Raw genomic sequence first — 16,501 nt, forward strand, 5'->3', positions numbered from 1 at the left:
CGTTAAAGGTATTCTTCAGGAACTATCACGGCGACGCCTCTCAGCAGAATCACGTATACGCGCTGTCCGACGTGAAGGTCGACATCACTTTCATAACACTCGACCGTTTCACCCGTACGCTCTAACACGACACGGGGCGGGGTGTCTTCGATCACCACGGCGGGTTCGGGCTTCAGAACTTCGACGCCCTTCATCTCCTCCCACTCACGTTTGACCACCTCCCCGTTGATGAGATGACGAAGGGAACACCTCTCACCCAGGCCTGTGACTAGGTAAGGCTGGCCATCCACCAGTAGGATGTCTCCTTTCCGGAAATGAGGTATCCTCACGGAGATGGTGGCTTTGTACTTGCTCTTACCGCGCTCGCGGTCGAACCCGACGAGCTTGTGCGACTCCCTTACGATCCCGCCGTACGCATCGACGAGGCGTCGGGCGAGCTTGCGTGCGGCATTAAGCGAACCGATGTAGAAGTCGATACCCTCATCCGGATACTCCATATCAGAGATATAGGCCATAGGATCACGCTCGAGCAGTGAGGCGGCCACTTCCGTCACGAAGTTTTCGACTTCCTCCCGCTCACGCTCGGTCAGCTTACCTCGAAGCGACCGCACTTGGAGTATGGCCTCGTAGTATCCAGACCGGAATTTCATGCACCGATCACACAGCGCGAAGACTACCGGGACCCTGAGGTGGTACTTCCGGGTGAAGACTTCCTCTCCTACCTCCCATTCACTATCGGCGAGTAACTCGACAAGGACGCGGGCTCCGGGACCACCGGGTTCACCCTTAACCTCTAGAGGTTCTATCCGGACGTCCACATCGGGGAGCGTTCGGAGGTTTTCTTCTAACTCCCTAAGCACATACTCCACGAGCAGCTCTTCGATACTCCCGACACTTTCAGGAGGGTCTTCCCAGCGCAGCCCGGTGTGACGTGCTAAACACTGCGCACAGACTCGGACCTCCAGTCCCTCGGGTACTTCGATAATCGGGTGTTCTTCTAGGTAACATTCAGGGCACAGGCCGTCTATTGTCGTATCGACCTCACGTCCGCACCGATGACATATCAGCTACCCTTCACCCCCGTTCTGGGACGTATAGACGGTTGTCGGGAATGCCCACGGTGTTGCCGACTCCTACGATGATCACGGTGCTGTCCTCAGGGGCCTCTTTGGCAAGTTCGAGAGCACGTTCGGCGGCTTCTTCCACGGCGTCGACGACGGGCTTAGGCATGGGCATGACAGCTTCCGTCGCACTCATCTTGATAGCCACCGCATCAAGATCGATGCCTTCCTCGGCCGCGATCTGCTCGATTTTGTAGCTCTCATGGCCGGGATCACCCATGGCTACTCCCACGCCCTCGCTGACTTTGCCTGTTTTCTCTCCTTCGAGTTTGAGTGCGGCGTCGATAGTTATAATCTTAGAAACATCACCGTATTCTCTTACGAGTTTCTTTACGGCACGCCCAAGTTTGCCTAAGTTACCACCGGGCCCATGCGCCTTGACTATCACCAATCTGCGTCCCTCTAGCTCCTTCTCGGCGGCCACAGTACCTTTCTCCACCTCTCGAACTGGTGAGTCTCCGATGAGCCTAGCCGCGACCATGGGGCCGACGCTGTCGCCGATAGGCACACACTTGAGGAATGCTTTCGCACCCTCGTAGTTACTCTTCACGAACTGTTTAAATGTCGGCAATAGCATGGTTATTAGAAGTAAGAGCTGTATGTTGTTGGTTTTCTTGGCTGACAACAGCAAGTGTCGGAGATATTGAGCGATAACATGGATGGAGAATACGCACGTAAGTGCCATACTCATGTTATCTACTTCGACACCATCGCGTTTTCCTGTGAGTACTCTTGCGTACGAGCGGAACTTATCTTCACTCCGCTCGATCAAGTTTTCAAGGCGTTCAATAATACCGTGAGGATCCAATTGCACAGGCTGAACCACGAATAGGTTTGCAGCCCGTTGTACGAGTGTTTCAGCCTCTTCCCTATCGCATCTGGCCCGCCTCACTACCATCTGCTGGACTTTCTCGTCTATTTTCCGTATACGTTCTACTTCTCCCTCTATCCTCCTGAAGAGCACCACTTGATAGTAGACCCGAATGAAGAGCCAAAAGAGGACGATGGAGACAATAAAATACACCAGATTCTCGACTAATGACGTGTCCACGTTCAACGCCAGCACCCCATGGAAGGTCGCTGGACTCCGTCACCCTTATACGTGATGGAATCTGTGTTGCCGGTTGGCGGGGGGACCCGAGTTGGCGCTAAAGAACCCGGCGGTTCACTTACTCTCGGCGTTGTCCCTATGGGGGGTCGCCGGGCTCATACTCGCTGGTGCGCAGTCAGGACTAATCTCGTTCGCCTCCGTGCTGTCCTCAGATCCCGGTATGGTTTTAAACGCTTTCGTCCTCTTCCTAGCGCTCGTTAGCGCAAACTCTCCCGCAACTTTCGCAGAGGTCTACATGGGAGAACCTCAACCGTATGCGATAGCATCGATACTGTTCGGATTCACTCCTATAATACCATATCTAATGATTTCACCCTTTCGATGTAATGTGCTTGTGTTAACGGCGTGGTGGAAGCCCATAATCATAGCCTTACTAGCGATATGGTGTATAGAGTTTGTAATATATTATCGCAAGGTGAAAGTCTTCGGGTACAGATACGTGAACGTTCACAGATTCATATTCCGCTAGTCCTGTCTCTTGACTCCTAGAATACGCCGTTTAGCTTTCTCGAATATCCACAGTAGTGCCTTGATTTCTTTATCTGTACATCTTGCTCTGGCGAGAAACCTCCGGAAAGTCGTGCATACGTTCTCGCGACGGGTGCTGTCGAAGTTCAAAGTCTTCATGAGGTCGTCCAAGGACTTCACTAGCACCTCCTTCTCTCGCTTGGTGGCAGTACGGCCGTACCGTTCAGGCACATACTCTACCTTCTTAAGCTCATAAAGTACTACGGCCACGGAATGTGAGAGGTTCATGGAACGGTACTCCTCGCTTGTCGGGATATGAAGGGTGGCGTCGCAAATCTCGACCTCCCAAGTCCTCAGACCTCTGTCTTCGGGCCCGAATACCACGGCGATCTTCTCGTAGTCAGAAAACGTCTCTCTAACCTCCCAAGGCATCATTGGATTCCTAGCGGGTGTTGAGGCGAGGACAGCGGTCGTCGCTATGGCCGCCTCCACGTCCTCGATAGCCTCCTCCAACGTGTTCACTATCACCGCGTTCTCCAACAGGTCGAGCGCGTGCATCGCCCGAGCTATCGCCACTTCGCCGAGCTCTGACCTAGGCCTTACTAAAAAGAGCTCCTTTACCCCGAAGTTTTTCATGACACGGGCTACGTGACCGACGTTCCCGTCGTACTTCGGCTCTACCAGTACCACCCGCACGTCCAAGCTTGATTCCTCCGGGGTGCAGTCTTTGCTCGAAGGTGTGGTCGTGAACAAGTTTCGGGAGCGAAGGACCAACTACTGGGACGGGGAAGTCGAGATCGAAACGGAGGACGGGAAACTCAAGCTCCGGATGCCCGGAACTATCGCAGGTTGGCTCACGAAGGGCACCAGGGTCAGGGTGCGCGGCGTCGACCATGCACGGTCCGTCGACGTATTTAAAGATGATGTGGAGGTGGAGCGGAAGTACGATAACGAGTGGGTGCCGGTGTGGCCACCGTTCGAGATGGAGACCAAAGTAGAGAAGCGGGATACACTCGGTCGTGGTGTCTACGAGTATAGATTGCGGACCAGGGAGGCCATCTATCGTGAAGACTTCGAAGCCATTGTGAGCCTCGAACAGTACCATTACGCCTCCGATAAAGACGTGGTGGCAGTGTGGAAATGTAAGGAGTGTGGACGTTTAATAAGGGCTAACCTCAAGCCGGAAGAGTGCCCTGGGTGTGGCTCGTCGCGGATCGAACTTAGAACGATCAGAGGCTCGTTACCCGCTTCCAGGTTCATGGTAGTGGAGTTGATGAACGGCGAGGAATACGAGCCTGATATCTTGGCATACGTCCGCGTGGATCCTCCTATCCCCAAACTCAACCGACGTCTCGACGGTAAAGTGGAGCGAAACATCAGGGAAAAAGTCTTCAGCAAGAACTGGTTCCACCCCACCTTCGAGCCTAAGCGAGGTAAGACCATCGAGGATATCCTACGTGCCTGCGACACCAAGGCGGCTCGCATAGCACGGGTCGTGGTTCATCCGGAGTACCGAGCCGACGGTATTGGGAGAACCTCGGTGCAAGCCGCTGTAAGATGGGTGAAAGAGCGTCGAATCCCGGAAATGAAGTCGGAAAAACACTTGATCGAAGTTATCGCCCAAATGGCCAGATACCACCCGGTCTTCGAGAGCGTCGGATTCGTATACTTGTGGGATACCGGCTCAGGCCGACCTTACCTCGTGCGTCCATTGTCGGAAAATGCCAAGCGGAAGGTTTCGAGGTTCATCAAAACCGACAAAATAGCAAAACAGCACGGCGGCCGACTGTACAGATCCAGGTTGCGAAAACTCGAGGTAGACCCCTTAGACGGACCGATCGAAGTGAAGCGACTCAATAAGATGTTCTCCACGGAGCTCGACGTGAAAGGGTTGCCCAAGGACGTCGTTAAGCTTCTCGAGGCGTTCGGGGTTCTTCATCGGAGGATCCAACAATACGTGCTTCAGGACGTGAATCTACGGATCGAGCCCGGCGAACTGGTTGTAGTGGTAGGCCCTAGCGGAGCAGGAAAGACGACATTAGTCCGTATGATCATGGGAGCACATGAAGAGTTCATCGAGAACGTCCGTCAGCGCATTATCCGCGAGCTTTCGACGCCGGTAGTGTCCCGAGCACTATATTCCATGGGTACTAACCCTAGAGAGGTAGCGGATAAGTTGGTTAAGGAGATGTACCAACCCGACAAGGGAGAGGTTTCCCTACCTGAGAACACCAAACTGTCCGCGATGATCCCGGGGGAAGTGGAACCCGAGATCGACCCAGGTGTGACCATCATCGAAGACCTGTGGTCGGTGACCGGGGACGTGAACGTCGCTGTGGAGATACTTAACCGGTCCGGTATCTCAGACGCCGTGCTGTACCGAAGCCCGTACGAGCGGTTGTCTCCGGGTCAGAAGGAGCGGGTTCGTCTGGCCAGGATGATAGCGGAGGGGGCTAATCTGATAGTGGTAGACGAGTTTTGCTCGCACCTTGATCCGAAGACCGCCATGCGTGTAGCACGGAGCTTCTCGGAAATGTGCAGGGAGTTAGAGATTACCGCACTAATTATCACTCACAGGTCCGAGGTCATCGATGCGCTAGCGCCGGATAAACTTGTGTACGTCGGGTATGGGTTGGTTGGGGTGGAGTAGAAGAGTTAGCCTTCTTCATGCTCCCCCTCACCTTCGAGCGGTATCGCCAGTACCGGGCAGGGTGACCTTGATAATACACCCTTAGTCGTACTGCCCAAGATGAGACCCTTAACTCCGGAGAGGCCTCGTGTACCCATCACGATCAGGTCGACGTCCCTCTCCTTAGCCTCCTCAACGATCCCTTGAACCACAGAAGGTGACTCCACTACGAGGGTTTCGACATTATCAATGCCTTCCTCCTTAGCCATCTCGGCGATCTCGTTGACGATCTTCTCGGCTTCTTTCACGATCTCCTCGGGCAGCGTAAACGATGGTTTCGTACCCAATGGACTCCATAGCGGAATCACGTGAGTCACAATCAGTGTCGCATCTTCTTTCTTGGCGATTTCGATGGCCACTTTGGCGGCCTGCTTGGCGTTTTCCGACCCGTCGGTCGGTACCATAATCCTATCAAACACTGGAGGACACCCCCATTACCGTAGCTTCACCACGTATAATACCGTAACGCTTCATCTCGGGGGGTAAACCTTGCACCCCATGGCCCGTAAGCACTTCGAGAAACTGGACGAGAGGAATGTACGTGAGCCCGTCGGTCCCAATAAGGAATGTGAGTACTACCCGTGCCATTTTGATGGTCAAGACTGTACATGGTGTTTTTGCCCTTTATACCCGTGTCTAGACGAAGAGCTTGGGGAATGGATTAAGACCAGGAACGGCTCAGAAGTTTGGAGCTGTAAGGACTGTCATCTCATCCACAGACCGGAACCCTCCAAGGTACTACTTCGAGAGCTGTTAAGTGTGGGAAACGGGAGCATATTACGGGGTGCAGAACAACTAGAAGAAAATCCAGAACTCAAGGAGAAAGTGCTTGAAAGTATCAAAGAGGCCTATCGGAAACACCGACAGCACTCCTCACGACGTTGAGGACTTCCTGGTCAATTCGAAACAGCGGGTTAGGATGGAAATCCATGTTCAAGCGCTTCTTGATGAGATGCCTCAAGTCCTCCAGGTGAAGAGGGTTAGGATACCTAACGGGACCGTCCAGTGCAATCAGGTACGCGTGATCACAGCCCTCAAGGTACCTCATCAGCTCGTCCTCGGACGCTTTGGCTAACTCCGCGATCTCAGCGAGATCTTCCTCGGACTGTATCGCCACCTTCTTGATTTCCTCTATGGTAACCTCGCCGAGCACGGTGCACAGTGGACTCGACGCGTACACGATGCAGGTACGTTCTCGGAGGATCGTTCCCGGTAGCCACCTTCTAACTTCAACGTTCTTGACTCCGTCTAGGATCATATCCGCGAATTTCGGCTTTACCGACATCCACACGGGCAAACCGAGAACCCGTAGTGGTGGAGTGCGTTCCTGGTTTTTGTAATCTTTGAGAAGAGCCATTGTAGGGCAAGAAATGGTATGAGGGCGATCGGGATAGTGGGGATAGTGGGATGCAGAAGGAGGTTACTCCTTGAAGTGCGGAATGACTTCCTGTCCTACGAGCTCGATTGCCTTCTCCTTGTCCGGACCGATCGGTGAACCAACGACGACCTGGGTGACACCTGACTTCAGTAGTTCTTCGACCTTGTCGACTACGGTGTCCGGGTCTCCGGCGATAGAGAAGGCTTCGATCATGTCCTCGTCTACGAGCCCGATCGCGGTGCCGAAGTCTCCCTTACCGATCGCCTCGGCGATCTGCTCGGCCTTCTCCGTGTCGATACCGTGACGCTCAAGCACCACGTCCGGAGAACCCATCACGATGAACGCGACCACGATCTTCGTAGCCTCGATGGCCTTATCCTCGTCCTTGTCGATTGAGAAGCACGTGTACGCCGCGACATCGATCTCGTCGAGGCTTCGGCCGGCCTCCTTCGCTCCTTCCTCGATTTTCGGCACGGCCTCTTCGAAGTCCTTCGGGTGCGAAGCGTTGACGAGGACTCCGTCCGCGATCTCACCGGCCGTCTTCAACATGATCGGGCCCTGAGCTCCCATGTAGAACGGGATTTCTGAACCCTGGATCGAGCGTGCGTTCACGTCGGCTGTTCCCGTCTTGACGTACTTGCCCTCATACTCCACCGGTCCGCCTTCCAAGTACTGATAGATCACCTCCTTGACCTCACGGATAGCGGTCGCGGGACCGACCTCATCCTCGGCTTCGGGGTTCCAGATCGGGATCTTACACGGGAACGGTAGTCCCATCTTGTCGAACGTGGCTTTGTCTCCGGGACCCATTCCGATAACCGCACGACCGCCGGAGATCCAGTCCAGCGTGGCGATATTACTCGCAGTGACCAAGGGATGCCGGGTGTACGGGTTGGTGATACCCGGGCCGAGCTTGATCTTGCTAGTGATCACTGCGGCTAAGGTTAAGACTCCCATGTAGGAGTAGTTATTGTAGTGATCACAGATCCATGCGTACTCGAACCCGTTGTCTTCGGCGACCTTGATCAGATGAGCGATCTTCGTGGGCTTGTCGTCCGGTAGTAACTCGATTCCGAACGATACCTCTGTCATTATCTGAACCCCTACCGAACATTTGATCTCACTTTTAAATACTGAAGGTCTCGGTGCGGGGCGAACTGAAGTTAGTAACTTCGTTCACCGACGAGAGTTGAGGTAAAACTCTACAGTGGTCGCAAGCGTAACCGGTGGAGTTATTACAACGGCAGAAGACGCGCGTCCTCCGTGGGGGTGTCACTCATTGGTGCGCAGCGTGTCGGTAGGCGAGGTAGCCAGACGTGACGTGATCACGGGTAGTCCCACGGAAACCGCAGTAGAGATCGCCTACAAGATGCGGGAACATGGCATCGGCAGCGTGGTCATAGTGAACGAGAAAGACGAGCCTATCGGTATCGTCACAGAGCGCGATCTCGTGATAAAGGTGGTATCACAGGGTAAGAATCCCGACGAAGTGATAGCCAGGGATATCATGTCTCAACCGGTGATTACCGTCGAGGAGGACATGGAAGTCAACGAAGCCGTGAAACTGATGGTGGACAAGGGGATTCGAAGGCTTCCGATCGTAGATGATGATGGTAAACTGATAGGTATCGTAACGATGCAGGACATCCTTCAGGTCGAGCCCTACTTGGTGGCGACCATAGAGGAGGAAATGAAGAAGTTCCAGAAAGAGCTAGAGGAACTAGAGGAGGTGTCAGAGATTATTGAAGGAGTCTGCGATCTCTGTGAAACTTACTCGGAAGAGCTCCGATTCGTCGACGGAGTGTGGGTTTGTCCCGAGTGTTATGAGGACGTCTTAGGCAGGGAAATCGAAGATAGGGAACTCGAGGAGTGATCACCCGTGCTGACGCGTCGTTCCGGTTTACCAGACACCTCCGTCATGAGGTTAGCCACCACGAACGTCGTATCGATGCCGCCTACCGCCACAGTGAAAAGCGCTGTCGACACGATGATACGGTACGGGTTCCGCCGGATTTCAGTGACGGAACCGGGCGATCTGGAACTGGTAGGTATTCTGACGGGCAAGGATGTGCTAGACTACTTGGTCGGAGAGCGTCGGAAGATAATAGAGCGCCGATATGAGGGCACGCTTCTTCCGGCACTCCACGAGCCTGTGAGATCACTAATGAGAACTGAAGTTTACGTCATCACCCCATACGATACCGTCCGTAAGGCCGTTCGAACGATGTTTGAGTTCGAAGTTGGGGCTTTACCTGTAGTGAAAGACAAGAAGCTCGTAGGCATAATCACTGAACGTGACGTTATGGCCGATCTTTACGATGTGCTGGAGGACACGAAAGTTGAAGAGATAATGACCGAAGACCCCGAAACAGTCCCATCGGACATTACGATACTCGAAGCCGCGGAGATAATGGTTGACAGAGAGTTTCGGAGGCTCCCAGTAGTTGAAAATGGGAGGTTATGCGGCCTCGTGACCGCTACTGATGTGCTCCATCACGTCTCCAGCATAGCTACCGAAACATCACCTGATGCGTCTGTTGAAGAAGTTATGGATGTACCGGTAGAAGAAATCATGACGGAAGATGTCATCACAATCGAGCCCGACGTTAATATCGAAGAAGCAGCATTAACGATGAAGGGGGCTAACGTCGGAAGTTTAGTGGTAACGGATGGTGACGATGTAATAGGAGTCATAACCGAACGAGATATTACGTACGCCATCGCCGAGAGAATGTGAGGTACAATGAAACACAGAGGCTGAAAGCCGAAAGAGCAATCCAAAGTGGGTGAGTGTTCCAAACGAATTTGACGGTGGTGGGACTCGGAACGCGAAGCAAGATCATATTGTCAATGCCACCCAACCTCACGCCTCGATCCGGGATCCAGCAGGGGAAGTAAGGTACCTTCACCCATACCCACCCACGCCCATAGACTTTGAACCAAGCGTGTCCCAAGTCCACACGTATCGGTTTTAGGTTCCTCTTAGGTAGCATCTTCGCAATATGAAGTGGTCTGTCATGAACTATATTGATCCCGAACATCTTAGTTTTGGACTTACGATATCTATCCAGCACTAGGATTTCCTTAACTCCAAATTCCTTAAGTACCCTTACTTCTTCAGGTGATGGGTGTTTATCCATCACCACAACTTGTGGATGAGCATAACGTACCAAGTCACAATTAGGAATTCGTGTGAAGGCGTACGCTGGTGCGTATTTAGGATCATATCGCAACAGTTTACAAAGTCTCATATACCTGTATTTATTACCTAAAAATACCGATTTAACACCATCCATCTCGTACCCTATTATCGGATTAAACTCGTAAACTCTCACCCATCGATAATCACGAATAGGTCGCACACCGACGCGTTCCAGTTCCTTGATCATACGCTTAGCATATGGTTTTCGTGAACTTAATATCAAGAACCGAACTCCTAATACATCCCCTATTTTCAACGCTTTATTGGGTTCTATACGCTTGAATGAACGCTGGTACTGTACGACAATGTCCCGAATTGGAGTACCTTCACGATACCATCCGAAAACTGATGGGGCACCAGTAATGTAAGGCTCCATCCCCCAAAGTGCCCGATATCCTACCGTTGCTACCCTATCCCACGGCCCAGTATGCTCCTTCACCCACAGTAAAGCCGACAGTTCAGAAACTGTGTAGTGAATTGGACAATAAGCGTATTTTAAACCGATTGCTGCATCGATCATCATTATTGAACATGTCATTATTAGTACAGCGTGTCGCCTTAGGGACCGGAAATTATCAATAACAAATGCCACAAATGTGCAGAGAATCACTGCTGAAAACATCAAAAACCATTTCGGTTCGAAACCGATCCGTTCCATGGGCTTCTGAAGCACAAGCCCGAAGGACAGGAGCAGTGCCCCGCCTGTCATGATTGCAAAGGGGAAGAAAGTTCTCGGACGGCGTCGTGCCGCGAGGATTAGCCCCGACCAACCAAGGAAGAACTGGACCGCACCCACGTATTTAGCATACCTTGTTTTCCAGTAACCCGGTACGAAGAACTCCCACGGATCGTGCACCGAAGACATGCTGATCCACCACTTCGGCTTGGTAGTGTAGGAGTACGTTCGGTACTCAAGGGCGGGTACCAACCACCACGAAACCGCGAGTACCGAGAGCAAGATAGCGGAAAGCACCCACGCGTGTCCCGGTACTTCCGGGAGTATCGAAGGAAGCTCTTCTTTCCCCACCGCCCACAACGTCCAGGATCGAAAGACGCGGAGCGCTACGTAGGCCAGGCACGCCGTTATAGCTGCCAGACCTGAGCTGTGGTGTGTGAGAACGGTCAGTGAGAGCACGAGCGCCAAATAACCGGCCCAGCGACCGCGCTCCCAGACCCTCCGATATACGGCCACGAGCAGCCCGGGAACTAGTGCGTAGAAGACGATGGCAGCAACAGTCGGGATCCGACCTTCAGTGAATGTAATTTCAATGTGATTGTAGGACGTCTGGTACGCGACGGCGGCGATCAGAGACCCTAACGGTGAGGCACCCATCAGACGGGCGGATGCGTACACCGACGGTCCCGCAAGCGAGTAAGCCAGCCAAGTCCACCATTTCCACGCCGTTAGAACGTCCGTCTTTACGAAGTGCGTAATCAAGGCAGGGATGAAGTATGACAGAGGCGGATAGAACCACAGAAAGGGATACCCACAGTACCAGTATTCTGACCATTTCGGGTACGGCACGTCGCCCATCGACCAGAGCTTTTCGAGCATCCAAACCTTAGTCATGTGTCCGCGCGCGTCTGCACCGCTAGGAAACCAGTTCCAACCGTAGTTAAGAGAGGGAGAAGACACCACCGTACCAACCATGAAAGCGACCAGTGCACACAGTACATCTTTACGGTCCAACGTCCTCTTCCTTCCCCCTTCGTCCGCGGGGTGAGAGCGTGGCTGACCCTTCTAAGGACGTTAAGAAGCTGTCGATGATGCTCGAATCGGAGGAATGGCGCGTAGAAAAGGCCATAGAGCGTGGTACGATCCGACGTGTGAAGACGTCTTTCCCGGACTTCGCCTACTACAGAACCGTACGGGAATTCGCTGGGTTCGAGCGGGGAACTTTGATCGTCCCGAGCCACGGGTTGTTGTTGCGCGGGTTTCCCAAGATTGAGCGCGCGTTGTTGCTTGAGCCGGCTCTCAGGTCGAGGTTCGGGAAAGTAGGTAAAGTGATCGTAGAAGAAAAAATGAACGGCCACAACGTACGCGTGTTCGAGCTGGACGGAGATGTGTACGCAGCCACGCGCGGAGGTTTGATCTGCCCGTACACTACTCACAAGCTCCGGACTATGTTCGGGGATGAGTTGAAGCAGTTCTTCGAGGATTACCCCAAAACGGTAGTCTGTGGTGAGTTCGTGGGGAAGGAGAATCCGTACGTGTCCCGCGAGTACCCAGAAGCCCGTGACGTGGGGTTCTTCGTGTTCGATGTCCGAGACCCGAGTGGACGGTTCTGGTCGTACGAGGAGAAGCTGAGCGTTGACGAGTATGGGCTCGAACGCGTCCGGTGCTTCGGTGAGTTCGAGGTGGGCGAAGTCGAGGAGATCCACCGGATCGTCCGAGAGCTCGATCGTGAGGGCCGAGAAGGTATCGTCATCAAGGATCCGGATCGAAGGTTACCACCACTGAAGTACACGACACACTCGGCGCACGTTGAGGAGATCGAGTGGGCGTTCAGGTTCGCGTTCGACTTAGGTCGTGATTTCGTGCTGACTCGTACGATCCGAGAGGGATTCCAATCGTTTGAATGGTGTGAGAGGAATGAAGAGCTGAAGCGTCGAGGCGCGGAGATAGGGAGGGCGATAGTGGAAGGGTTGAGGAGAGCCGTAGAGCAAGTGGTGGAGGAAGGCGAAGCCTACGAAGAAATCCCACTAACCTTCGAATCACGAGAGTGGTTCGACCGGTACAAAGACTTCGTGAACCAGGTTACCGGAGGAACTCATTCACTTGAGATCATTGAGAAGAGGGAGGACGGAACCGTCCGTGCGGTACTACGAAAGCGTTACTTCGGGACCGGTGATAAGGTGTCACGAATCCTCGAGGAGGGGGTCCTGTAGGGGTTTGATAGAAGTAGAGATCCCAGGTCGAGGCGAACTGCGGTTAGAACACCTAGTTCTCGATTACAACGGTACGATAGCTTCGGGAGGAAAGTTGCTCGAAAGCGTCGTCGAGCCACTGCAAGAACTTACCGAAATCGTGCACATTGTCGTCGCATCTGCGGATACTTACGGTACGGTTGAAAACGAACTGAACGGTGCCGGACTGGACATCGAGATTTACAAGGTAAGCGCCGGGAACGAGCGGGAGGATAAAGCCGAACTGATCGAGGAACTGGGACCGGAAGTCTGCGCTGCCGTTGGGAACGGTGCGAACGACGAGTTGATGCTTAAAAGGGCTGCATTGAGCATCTGCGTGATAGGCCCGGAGGGAGCGTGTTCGAAAACCCTGCTGAGTGCAGACGTGGTCGTGCGAGAGCCACGTGAAGCCCTGGAGCTACTCTTAGATCCGAAAGCGCTCAGGGCGACGTTGAGGTGTTAACGTTGCGGGCGCTGCTCAAGGGTAAGATCTTGATCGGAGGACGGGTACGAGAGCGCGAGGTGCTGATCGAAAATGGTTGGATAGTTAAGATCGGCAAGAGATTGAACGAAGAGGCCGACCTCACGTTGGAACTAGGAAGAAGGGAGCTAGCTGTTCCAGCGCCGATCGACCTGCACGTGCATTGCCGGGACCCGCACCCGGACTATCCGTTTGGGTTCAAAACCGAAACAAGAAGGTTTCTTTTAGGGGGAGTCGGCACCGTAGTAGACATGCCGAACACGCGTCCGGCACCCACTACACCTGAAGCGTACTACGAAAAGGAGAAACTGGCGCGGGAGAACGCTGAGATCGAGGTCATCGTAGCCGGAGGCGTGAAGGACCCACATTGTACTAAGAAACTCATCGAAGCCGGGACGTACGTGCTCGGAGAAGTGTTCCTAGCGACGTCCACTGATGCGCCTGCGATACCGTGGAGCACGCTCCCGAAGATCTTCAAGGAATTACCACCTGATGGACCTCTAATAATATTCCATCCCGAGCTCGACGAGCTGGTGGCCGAGAAGCCGGCTCGAAACCTCTACGAGCACTTGAAAAATAGGCCACCGGAGGCCGAAACAGCCGCCGTAGGGCTCCTGGCCGGTCTCAAGGCGAGATACCCGTGCCGTATCCACCTGTCTCACGTCACGCTGCCAGAGTCGGTAAAGATCGCAAAAGGAGCGGACATCACCGTGGACGTGACTCCCCATCATCTCTTTTTCGACGTACTGCGAGTGGACCCGGAAGACCCGGTGTTTAAAGTGAACCCTCCACTGAGAGGTAGTCATCACAGACTCAGACTCCTGCGCGCTGTGAGAAGAGGGGACGTGGACGTACTCGCCTCCGATCACGCCCCACACACCTTCGAGGACGAGTTCGAAGGCGTCCCATCAGGGGTCACTGGAGGAGAGGTTATCCTGCCAGCGGCTCTCACGTTACATAAACGATTAGGTTTACCACTGAGGGACGCTATAGCCATGATCACGCGCCGACCGGCGAAGCTCCTAGGCCGCGACGACCTGGGCGAGATAGCGGTGGGGAAACGTGCTAGAATAACGGTTGTCCGAATGCGGGAGTTTGTCGTCCGGGCCGAAGAGTTCGGAGAGGAAGATCGGAAATTCCCCTACGACGGTATGCGGATGTTCGGAGAACCAATCAAGTTGATCGACGGAACCAAGGTGTACGACCTCAAGGAATCTCGGCGGGAAGGGAAGCCGGTCATATTGGAGGGTGAGTGAGTTGCCCACGGGTGCCAGGGTACTCGTCGAGTGCTTGAAAGAAGAGGGTGTCGAGCACATTTTCGGGTACCCGGGAGGCGCCGTCCTACCGATTTATGACGAGATCTACGACGAGGTTTCGATCGAACATATCCTAGTACGACACGAGCAGGGAGCTGCTCACGCCGCCGATGGGTACGCGAGAGTGAAAGGGAAACCCGGAGTATGCGTGGCGACATCGGGACCAGGGGCGACGAACCTAGTCACAGGTATTGCCACAGCTTACATGGACTCGTCCCCGGTAATAGCCATCACCGGACAGGTTCCCACTACCATGATCGGAAAGGACGCATTCCAGGAGGTCGACGCCGTCGGCGTGTTCATGCCCATCACTAAACACAACTACCAAATAGGGAAACCTGAGGAGATACCGGAAGTCGTGAAGGAAGCGTTCAAGATAGCTATCACCGGTCGGCCGGGACCTGTTCATATCGACGTACCTAAGGACGTGCAGGAAGCGGAAGCGGATATCGAGATACCCAAAACTGTCGAGGTCGAGGGATTGAACGTGGTCAAGCGCGGCCATCCGGTTCAAGTCAAACGGGCAGCGGAGTTACTCGCCGAGGCAGAGCGACCCGTCATCTTGGCAGGTGGTGGGTGTGTAATATCCAACGCCACTCGGGAGCTGATCGAGCTCGCAGAACTGCTCGGTGCCCCGGTGGCTACGACCCTCATGGGGAAGGGAGCGTTTCCAGAGGATCATCCACTAGCACTGGGTATGGCCGGTATGCACGGCACTAAGGCTGCGAACTACGCGCTAACGGAGTGCGACGTACTACTCGCTGTAGGGTGCAGGTTCTCGGATAGGACTACGGGAGATCCTTCCGGATTCGCTCCCGGAGCGAAAATCATCCATATCGACATAGACCCCGCCGAGATCGGCAAGAACATTCCAGTCGACGTGCCCATAGTCGGTGATGCGAAGCTAGTCCTCAGGGACCTGATCAAGGAGTTGAAGCGGCGTAAGTACTTGAGGGAACGTAAGCGCTGGGGGAAGAGAATCGAGGAACTTAAGGCCGAAGTGGAGATGCCTCCGGAACACACGGAGTCCGACCAACGGATCAGCCCACGTGAGCTCGTACGCGCGTTACACGAAGCCCTGAGAGATCGGGATTACATCCTCACGACGGACGTAGGTCAGAACCAGATGTGGATGGCACGATACTTCCCGGTGGAAGAACCGCGCAGGTTCATCTCCTCCGGCGGTTTAGGGACCATGGGATTCGGTCTCCCGGCCGCGCTCGGTGCCAAGGTGGCCGCACCGGAGAAAACCGTGGTCGCCGTGGTAGGAGACGGCGGATTCTTGATGACAGCGCAGGAGTTAGCCACGGCCGTGGACAACGACATCGAGGTGAAAGTCTTCGTAATGGATAACAGACTACTGGGGATGGTAGCACAGTGGCAGAGACTGTTTTATGACGAAAGGTTGTCGGAGTCGAAACTCGATGAGAAAACCGACATAGTGAAACTGACGGAGTCGTACGGAGCGACCGGGATCACCGTGGAAGAGCCGAGCGAGCTGGAGTCCGCAGTGGAGGAAGCTTTCGAGACTCCGGGCACGGTAGTGGTGGATGTGTTCGTGGACCCGAAAGAAATCATCCCTATGGTACCGCCGGGAGGCGAGTTGCGCGACATCTTGGGTGAAAAATAAGGAGGAAGTGTAAAAAAGGATGGAAGGGATCTACTCCTCGACCTCTATCACACGGGGCACCAACATCGCTGTGCACATTTCAGGCATTTCGAGAGTGGTCTGGTCGTCCTCCCAGCGTTCCAACTCCACCCGATCACTTCCGGATAGAGTGTGGAGGACGCGTCCGAAATTCATCGGGTCCTCCCCCACTCGTTTTAC

At 54.1% G+C, this 16,501-nt stretch carries 17 protein-coding genes; 9 read left to right on the forward strand and 8 right to left on the reverse strand.

The annotated features are described in order from the left end of the window. Window positions 1-2 precede the first annotated feature (2 nt). Together BW919_RS03540 and BW919_RS03545 are read right to left on the reverse strand one after the other, a co-directional pair. Window positions 3-1,067: a 60S ribosomal export protein NMD3 gene (locus BW919_RS03540; RefSeq protein ID WP_088335680.1), complete on the reverse strand. Its 1,065-nt coding sequence runs from the start codon at window positions 1,065-1,067 to the stop codon at window positions 3-5. A 7-nt stretch (window positions 1,068-1,074) separates the two neighbouring features. Next, the gene (locus tag BW919_RS03545; RefSeq protein WP_232452939.1) at window positions 1,075-2,172 is read right to left on the reverse strand and encodes a DUF1512 domain-containing protein; all 1,098 of its coding nucleotides are present in this window, start codon (window positions 2,170-2,172) and stop codon (window positions 1,075-1,077) included. Between the two features lie 91 nt (window positions 2,173-2,263). On the opposite strand from BW919_RS03545, the gene BW919_RS03550 reads away from it, so the two are divergent. Beyond that, window positions 2,264-2,701, forward strand: a complete 438-nt coding sequence (locus tag BW919_RS03550; RefSeq protein WP_088335682.1) for a hypothetical protein — start codon at window positions 2,264-2,266, stop codon at window positions 2,699-2,701. Here the strand turns inward: BW919_RS03550 and BW919_RS03555 are convergent. Beyond that, window positions 2,698-3,396, reverse strand: coding sequence for an RNA methyltransferase (locus BW919_RS03555; protein ID WP_232452940.1), 699 nt, complete (start codon window positions 3,394-3,396; stop codon window positions 2,698-2,700). The two genes, BW919_RS03550 and BW919_RS03555, sit on opposite strands and share 4 nt — an antisense overlap. Before the next feature lie 31 nt (window positions 3,397-3,427). On the opposite strand from BW919_RS03555, the gene BW919_RS03560 reads away from it, so the two are divergent. Continuing rightward, window positions 3,428-5,350, forward strand: a complete 1,923-nt coding sequence (locus BW919_RS03560) for a GNAT family N-acetyltransferase (RefSeq protein WP_088335684.1) — start codon at window positions 3,428-3,430, stop codon at window positions 5,348-5,350. A 5-nt stretch (window positions 5,351-5,355) separates the two neighbouring features. Here the strand turns inward: BW919_RS03560 and BW919_RS03565 are convergent, their stop codons facing one another. Beyond that, window positions 5,356-5,808, reverse strand: coding sequence for a universal stress protein (locus BW919_RS03565; RefSeq protein ID WP_088335685.1), 453 nt, complete (start codon window positions 5,806-5,808; stop codon window positions 5,356-5,358). Between the two features lie 79 nt (window positions 5,809-5,887). Here BW919_RS03565 and BW919_RS03570 point away from each other — a divergent pair, with 79 nt between their 5' ends. Beyond that, window positions 5,888-6,274, forward strand: coding sequence for a cysteine-rich small domain-containing protein (locus BW919_RS03570; protein WP_088336486.1), 387 nt, complete (start codon window positions 5,888-5,890; stop codon window positions 6,272-6,274). On the opposite strand, the gene BW919_RS03575 is transcribed toward BW919_RS03570, so the two are convergent. Continuing rightward, window positions 6,228-6,680, reverse strand: coding sequence for an ASCH domain-containing protein (locus BW919_RS03575; protein ID WP_232452941.1), 453 nt, complete (start codon window positions 6,678-6,680; stop codon window positions 6,228-6,230). The two genes, BW919_RS03570 and BW919_RS03575, sit on opposite strands and share 47 nt — an antisense overlap. Before the next feature lie 129 nt (window positions 6,681-6,809). Beyond that, a complete protein-coding gene (gene mer, locus BW919_RS03580) occupies window positions 6,810-7,859 on the reverse strand; it encodes a 5,10-methylenetetrahydromethanopterin reductase (protein ID WP_088335687.1) in 1,050 nt (349 codons plus the stop codon). Window positions 7,860-8,049: 190 nt separating this feature from the next. On the opposite strand from mer, the gene BW919_RS03585 reads away from it, so the two are divergent. Continuing rightward, the gene (locus BW919_RS03585; protein WP_232452942.1) at window positions 8,050-8,640 is read left to right on the forward strand and encodes a CBS domain-containing protein; all 591 of its coding nucleotides are present in this window, start codon (window positions 8,050-8,052) and stop codon (window positions 8,638-8,640) included. A 6-nt stretch (window positions 8,641-8,646) separates the two neighbouring features. Further along, window positions 8,647-9,504 carry a CBS domain-containing protein gene (locus BW919_RS03590; protein ID WP_088335689.1) on the forward strand — a complete coding sequence of 286 codons (858 nt, stop codon included), beginning with the start codon at window positions 8,647-8,649 and terminating at the stop codon, window positions 9,502-9,504. On the opposite strand, the gene BW919_RS03595 is transcribed toward BW919_RS03590, so the two are convergent. Continuing rightward, window positions 9,476-11,659: a 6-pyruvoyl-tetrahydropterin synthase-related protein gene (locus BW919_RS03595; RefSeq protein WP_088335690.1), complete on the reverse strand. Its 2,184-nt coding sequence runs from the start codon at window positions 11,657-11,659 to the stop codon at window positions 9,476-9,478. The two genes, BW919_RS03590 and BW919_RS03595, sit on opposite strands and share 29 nt — an antisense overlap. Before the next feature lie 38 nt (window positions 11,660-11,697). Between BW919_RS03595 and BW919_RS03600 the strand changes: the two genes are divergently transcribed. From BW919_RS03600 to BW919_RS03615, 4 genes are read left to right on the forward strand one after another with little or no spacing between them, the layout of a single operon-like run. Continuing rightward, window positions 11,698-12,858 (forward strand): RNA ligase, encoded by a 1,161-nt coding sequence (locus tag BW919_RS03600; RefSeq protein ID WP_088335691.1) that lies wholly within the window; start codon window positions 11,698-11,700, stop codon window positions 12,856-12,858. A gap of 4 nt (window positions 12,859-12,862) precedes the next feature. After that, window positions 12,863-13,339, forward strand: coding sequence for an HAD family hydrolase (locus BW919_RS03605; RefSeq protein ID WP_088335692.1), 477 nt, complete (start codon window positions 12,863-12,865; stop codon window positions 13,337-13,339). Window positions 13,340-13,341: 2 nt separating this feature from the next. After that, window positions 13,342-14,613: an amidohydrolase family protein gene (locus BW919_RS03610; RefSeq protein ID WP_088335693.1), complete on the forward strand. Its 1,272-nt coding sequence runs from the start codon at window positions 13,342-13,344 to the stop codon at window positions 14,611-14,613. Continuing rightward, window positions 14,606-16,303, forward strand: coding sequence for an acetolactate synthase large subunit (locus BW919_RS03615; protein WP_088335694.1), 1,698 nt, complete (start codon window positions 14,606-14,608; stop codon window positions 16,301-16,303). The genes BW919_RS03610 and BW919_RS03615 overlap by 8 nt, the downstream gene beginning before the upstream one ends. Before the next feature lie 30 nt (window positions 16,304-16,333). On the opposite strand, the gene BW919_RS07845 is transcribed toward BW919_RS03615, so the two are convergent. Next, the gene (locus tag BW919_RS07845; RefSeq protein WP_157665975.1) at window positions 16,334-16,477 is read right to left on the reverse strand and encodes a hypothetical protein; all 144 of its coding nucleotides are present in this window, start codon (window positions 16,475-16,477) and stop codon (window positions 16,334-16,336) included. Window positions 16,478-16,501: the final 24 nt, after the last annotated feature.

It is taken from the genome of Methanopyrus sp. KOL6, from assembly GCF_002201915.1.
Classification (GTDB): Archaea; JAADCQ01; Methanopyri; order Methanopyrales; family Methanopyraceae; genus Methanopyrus.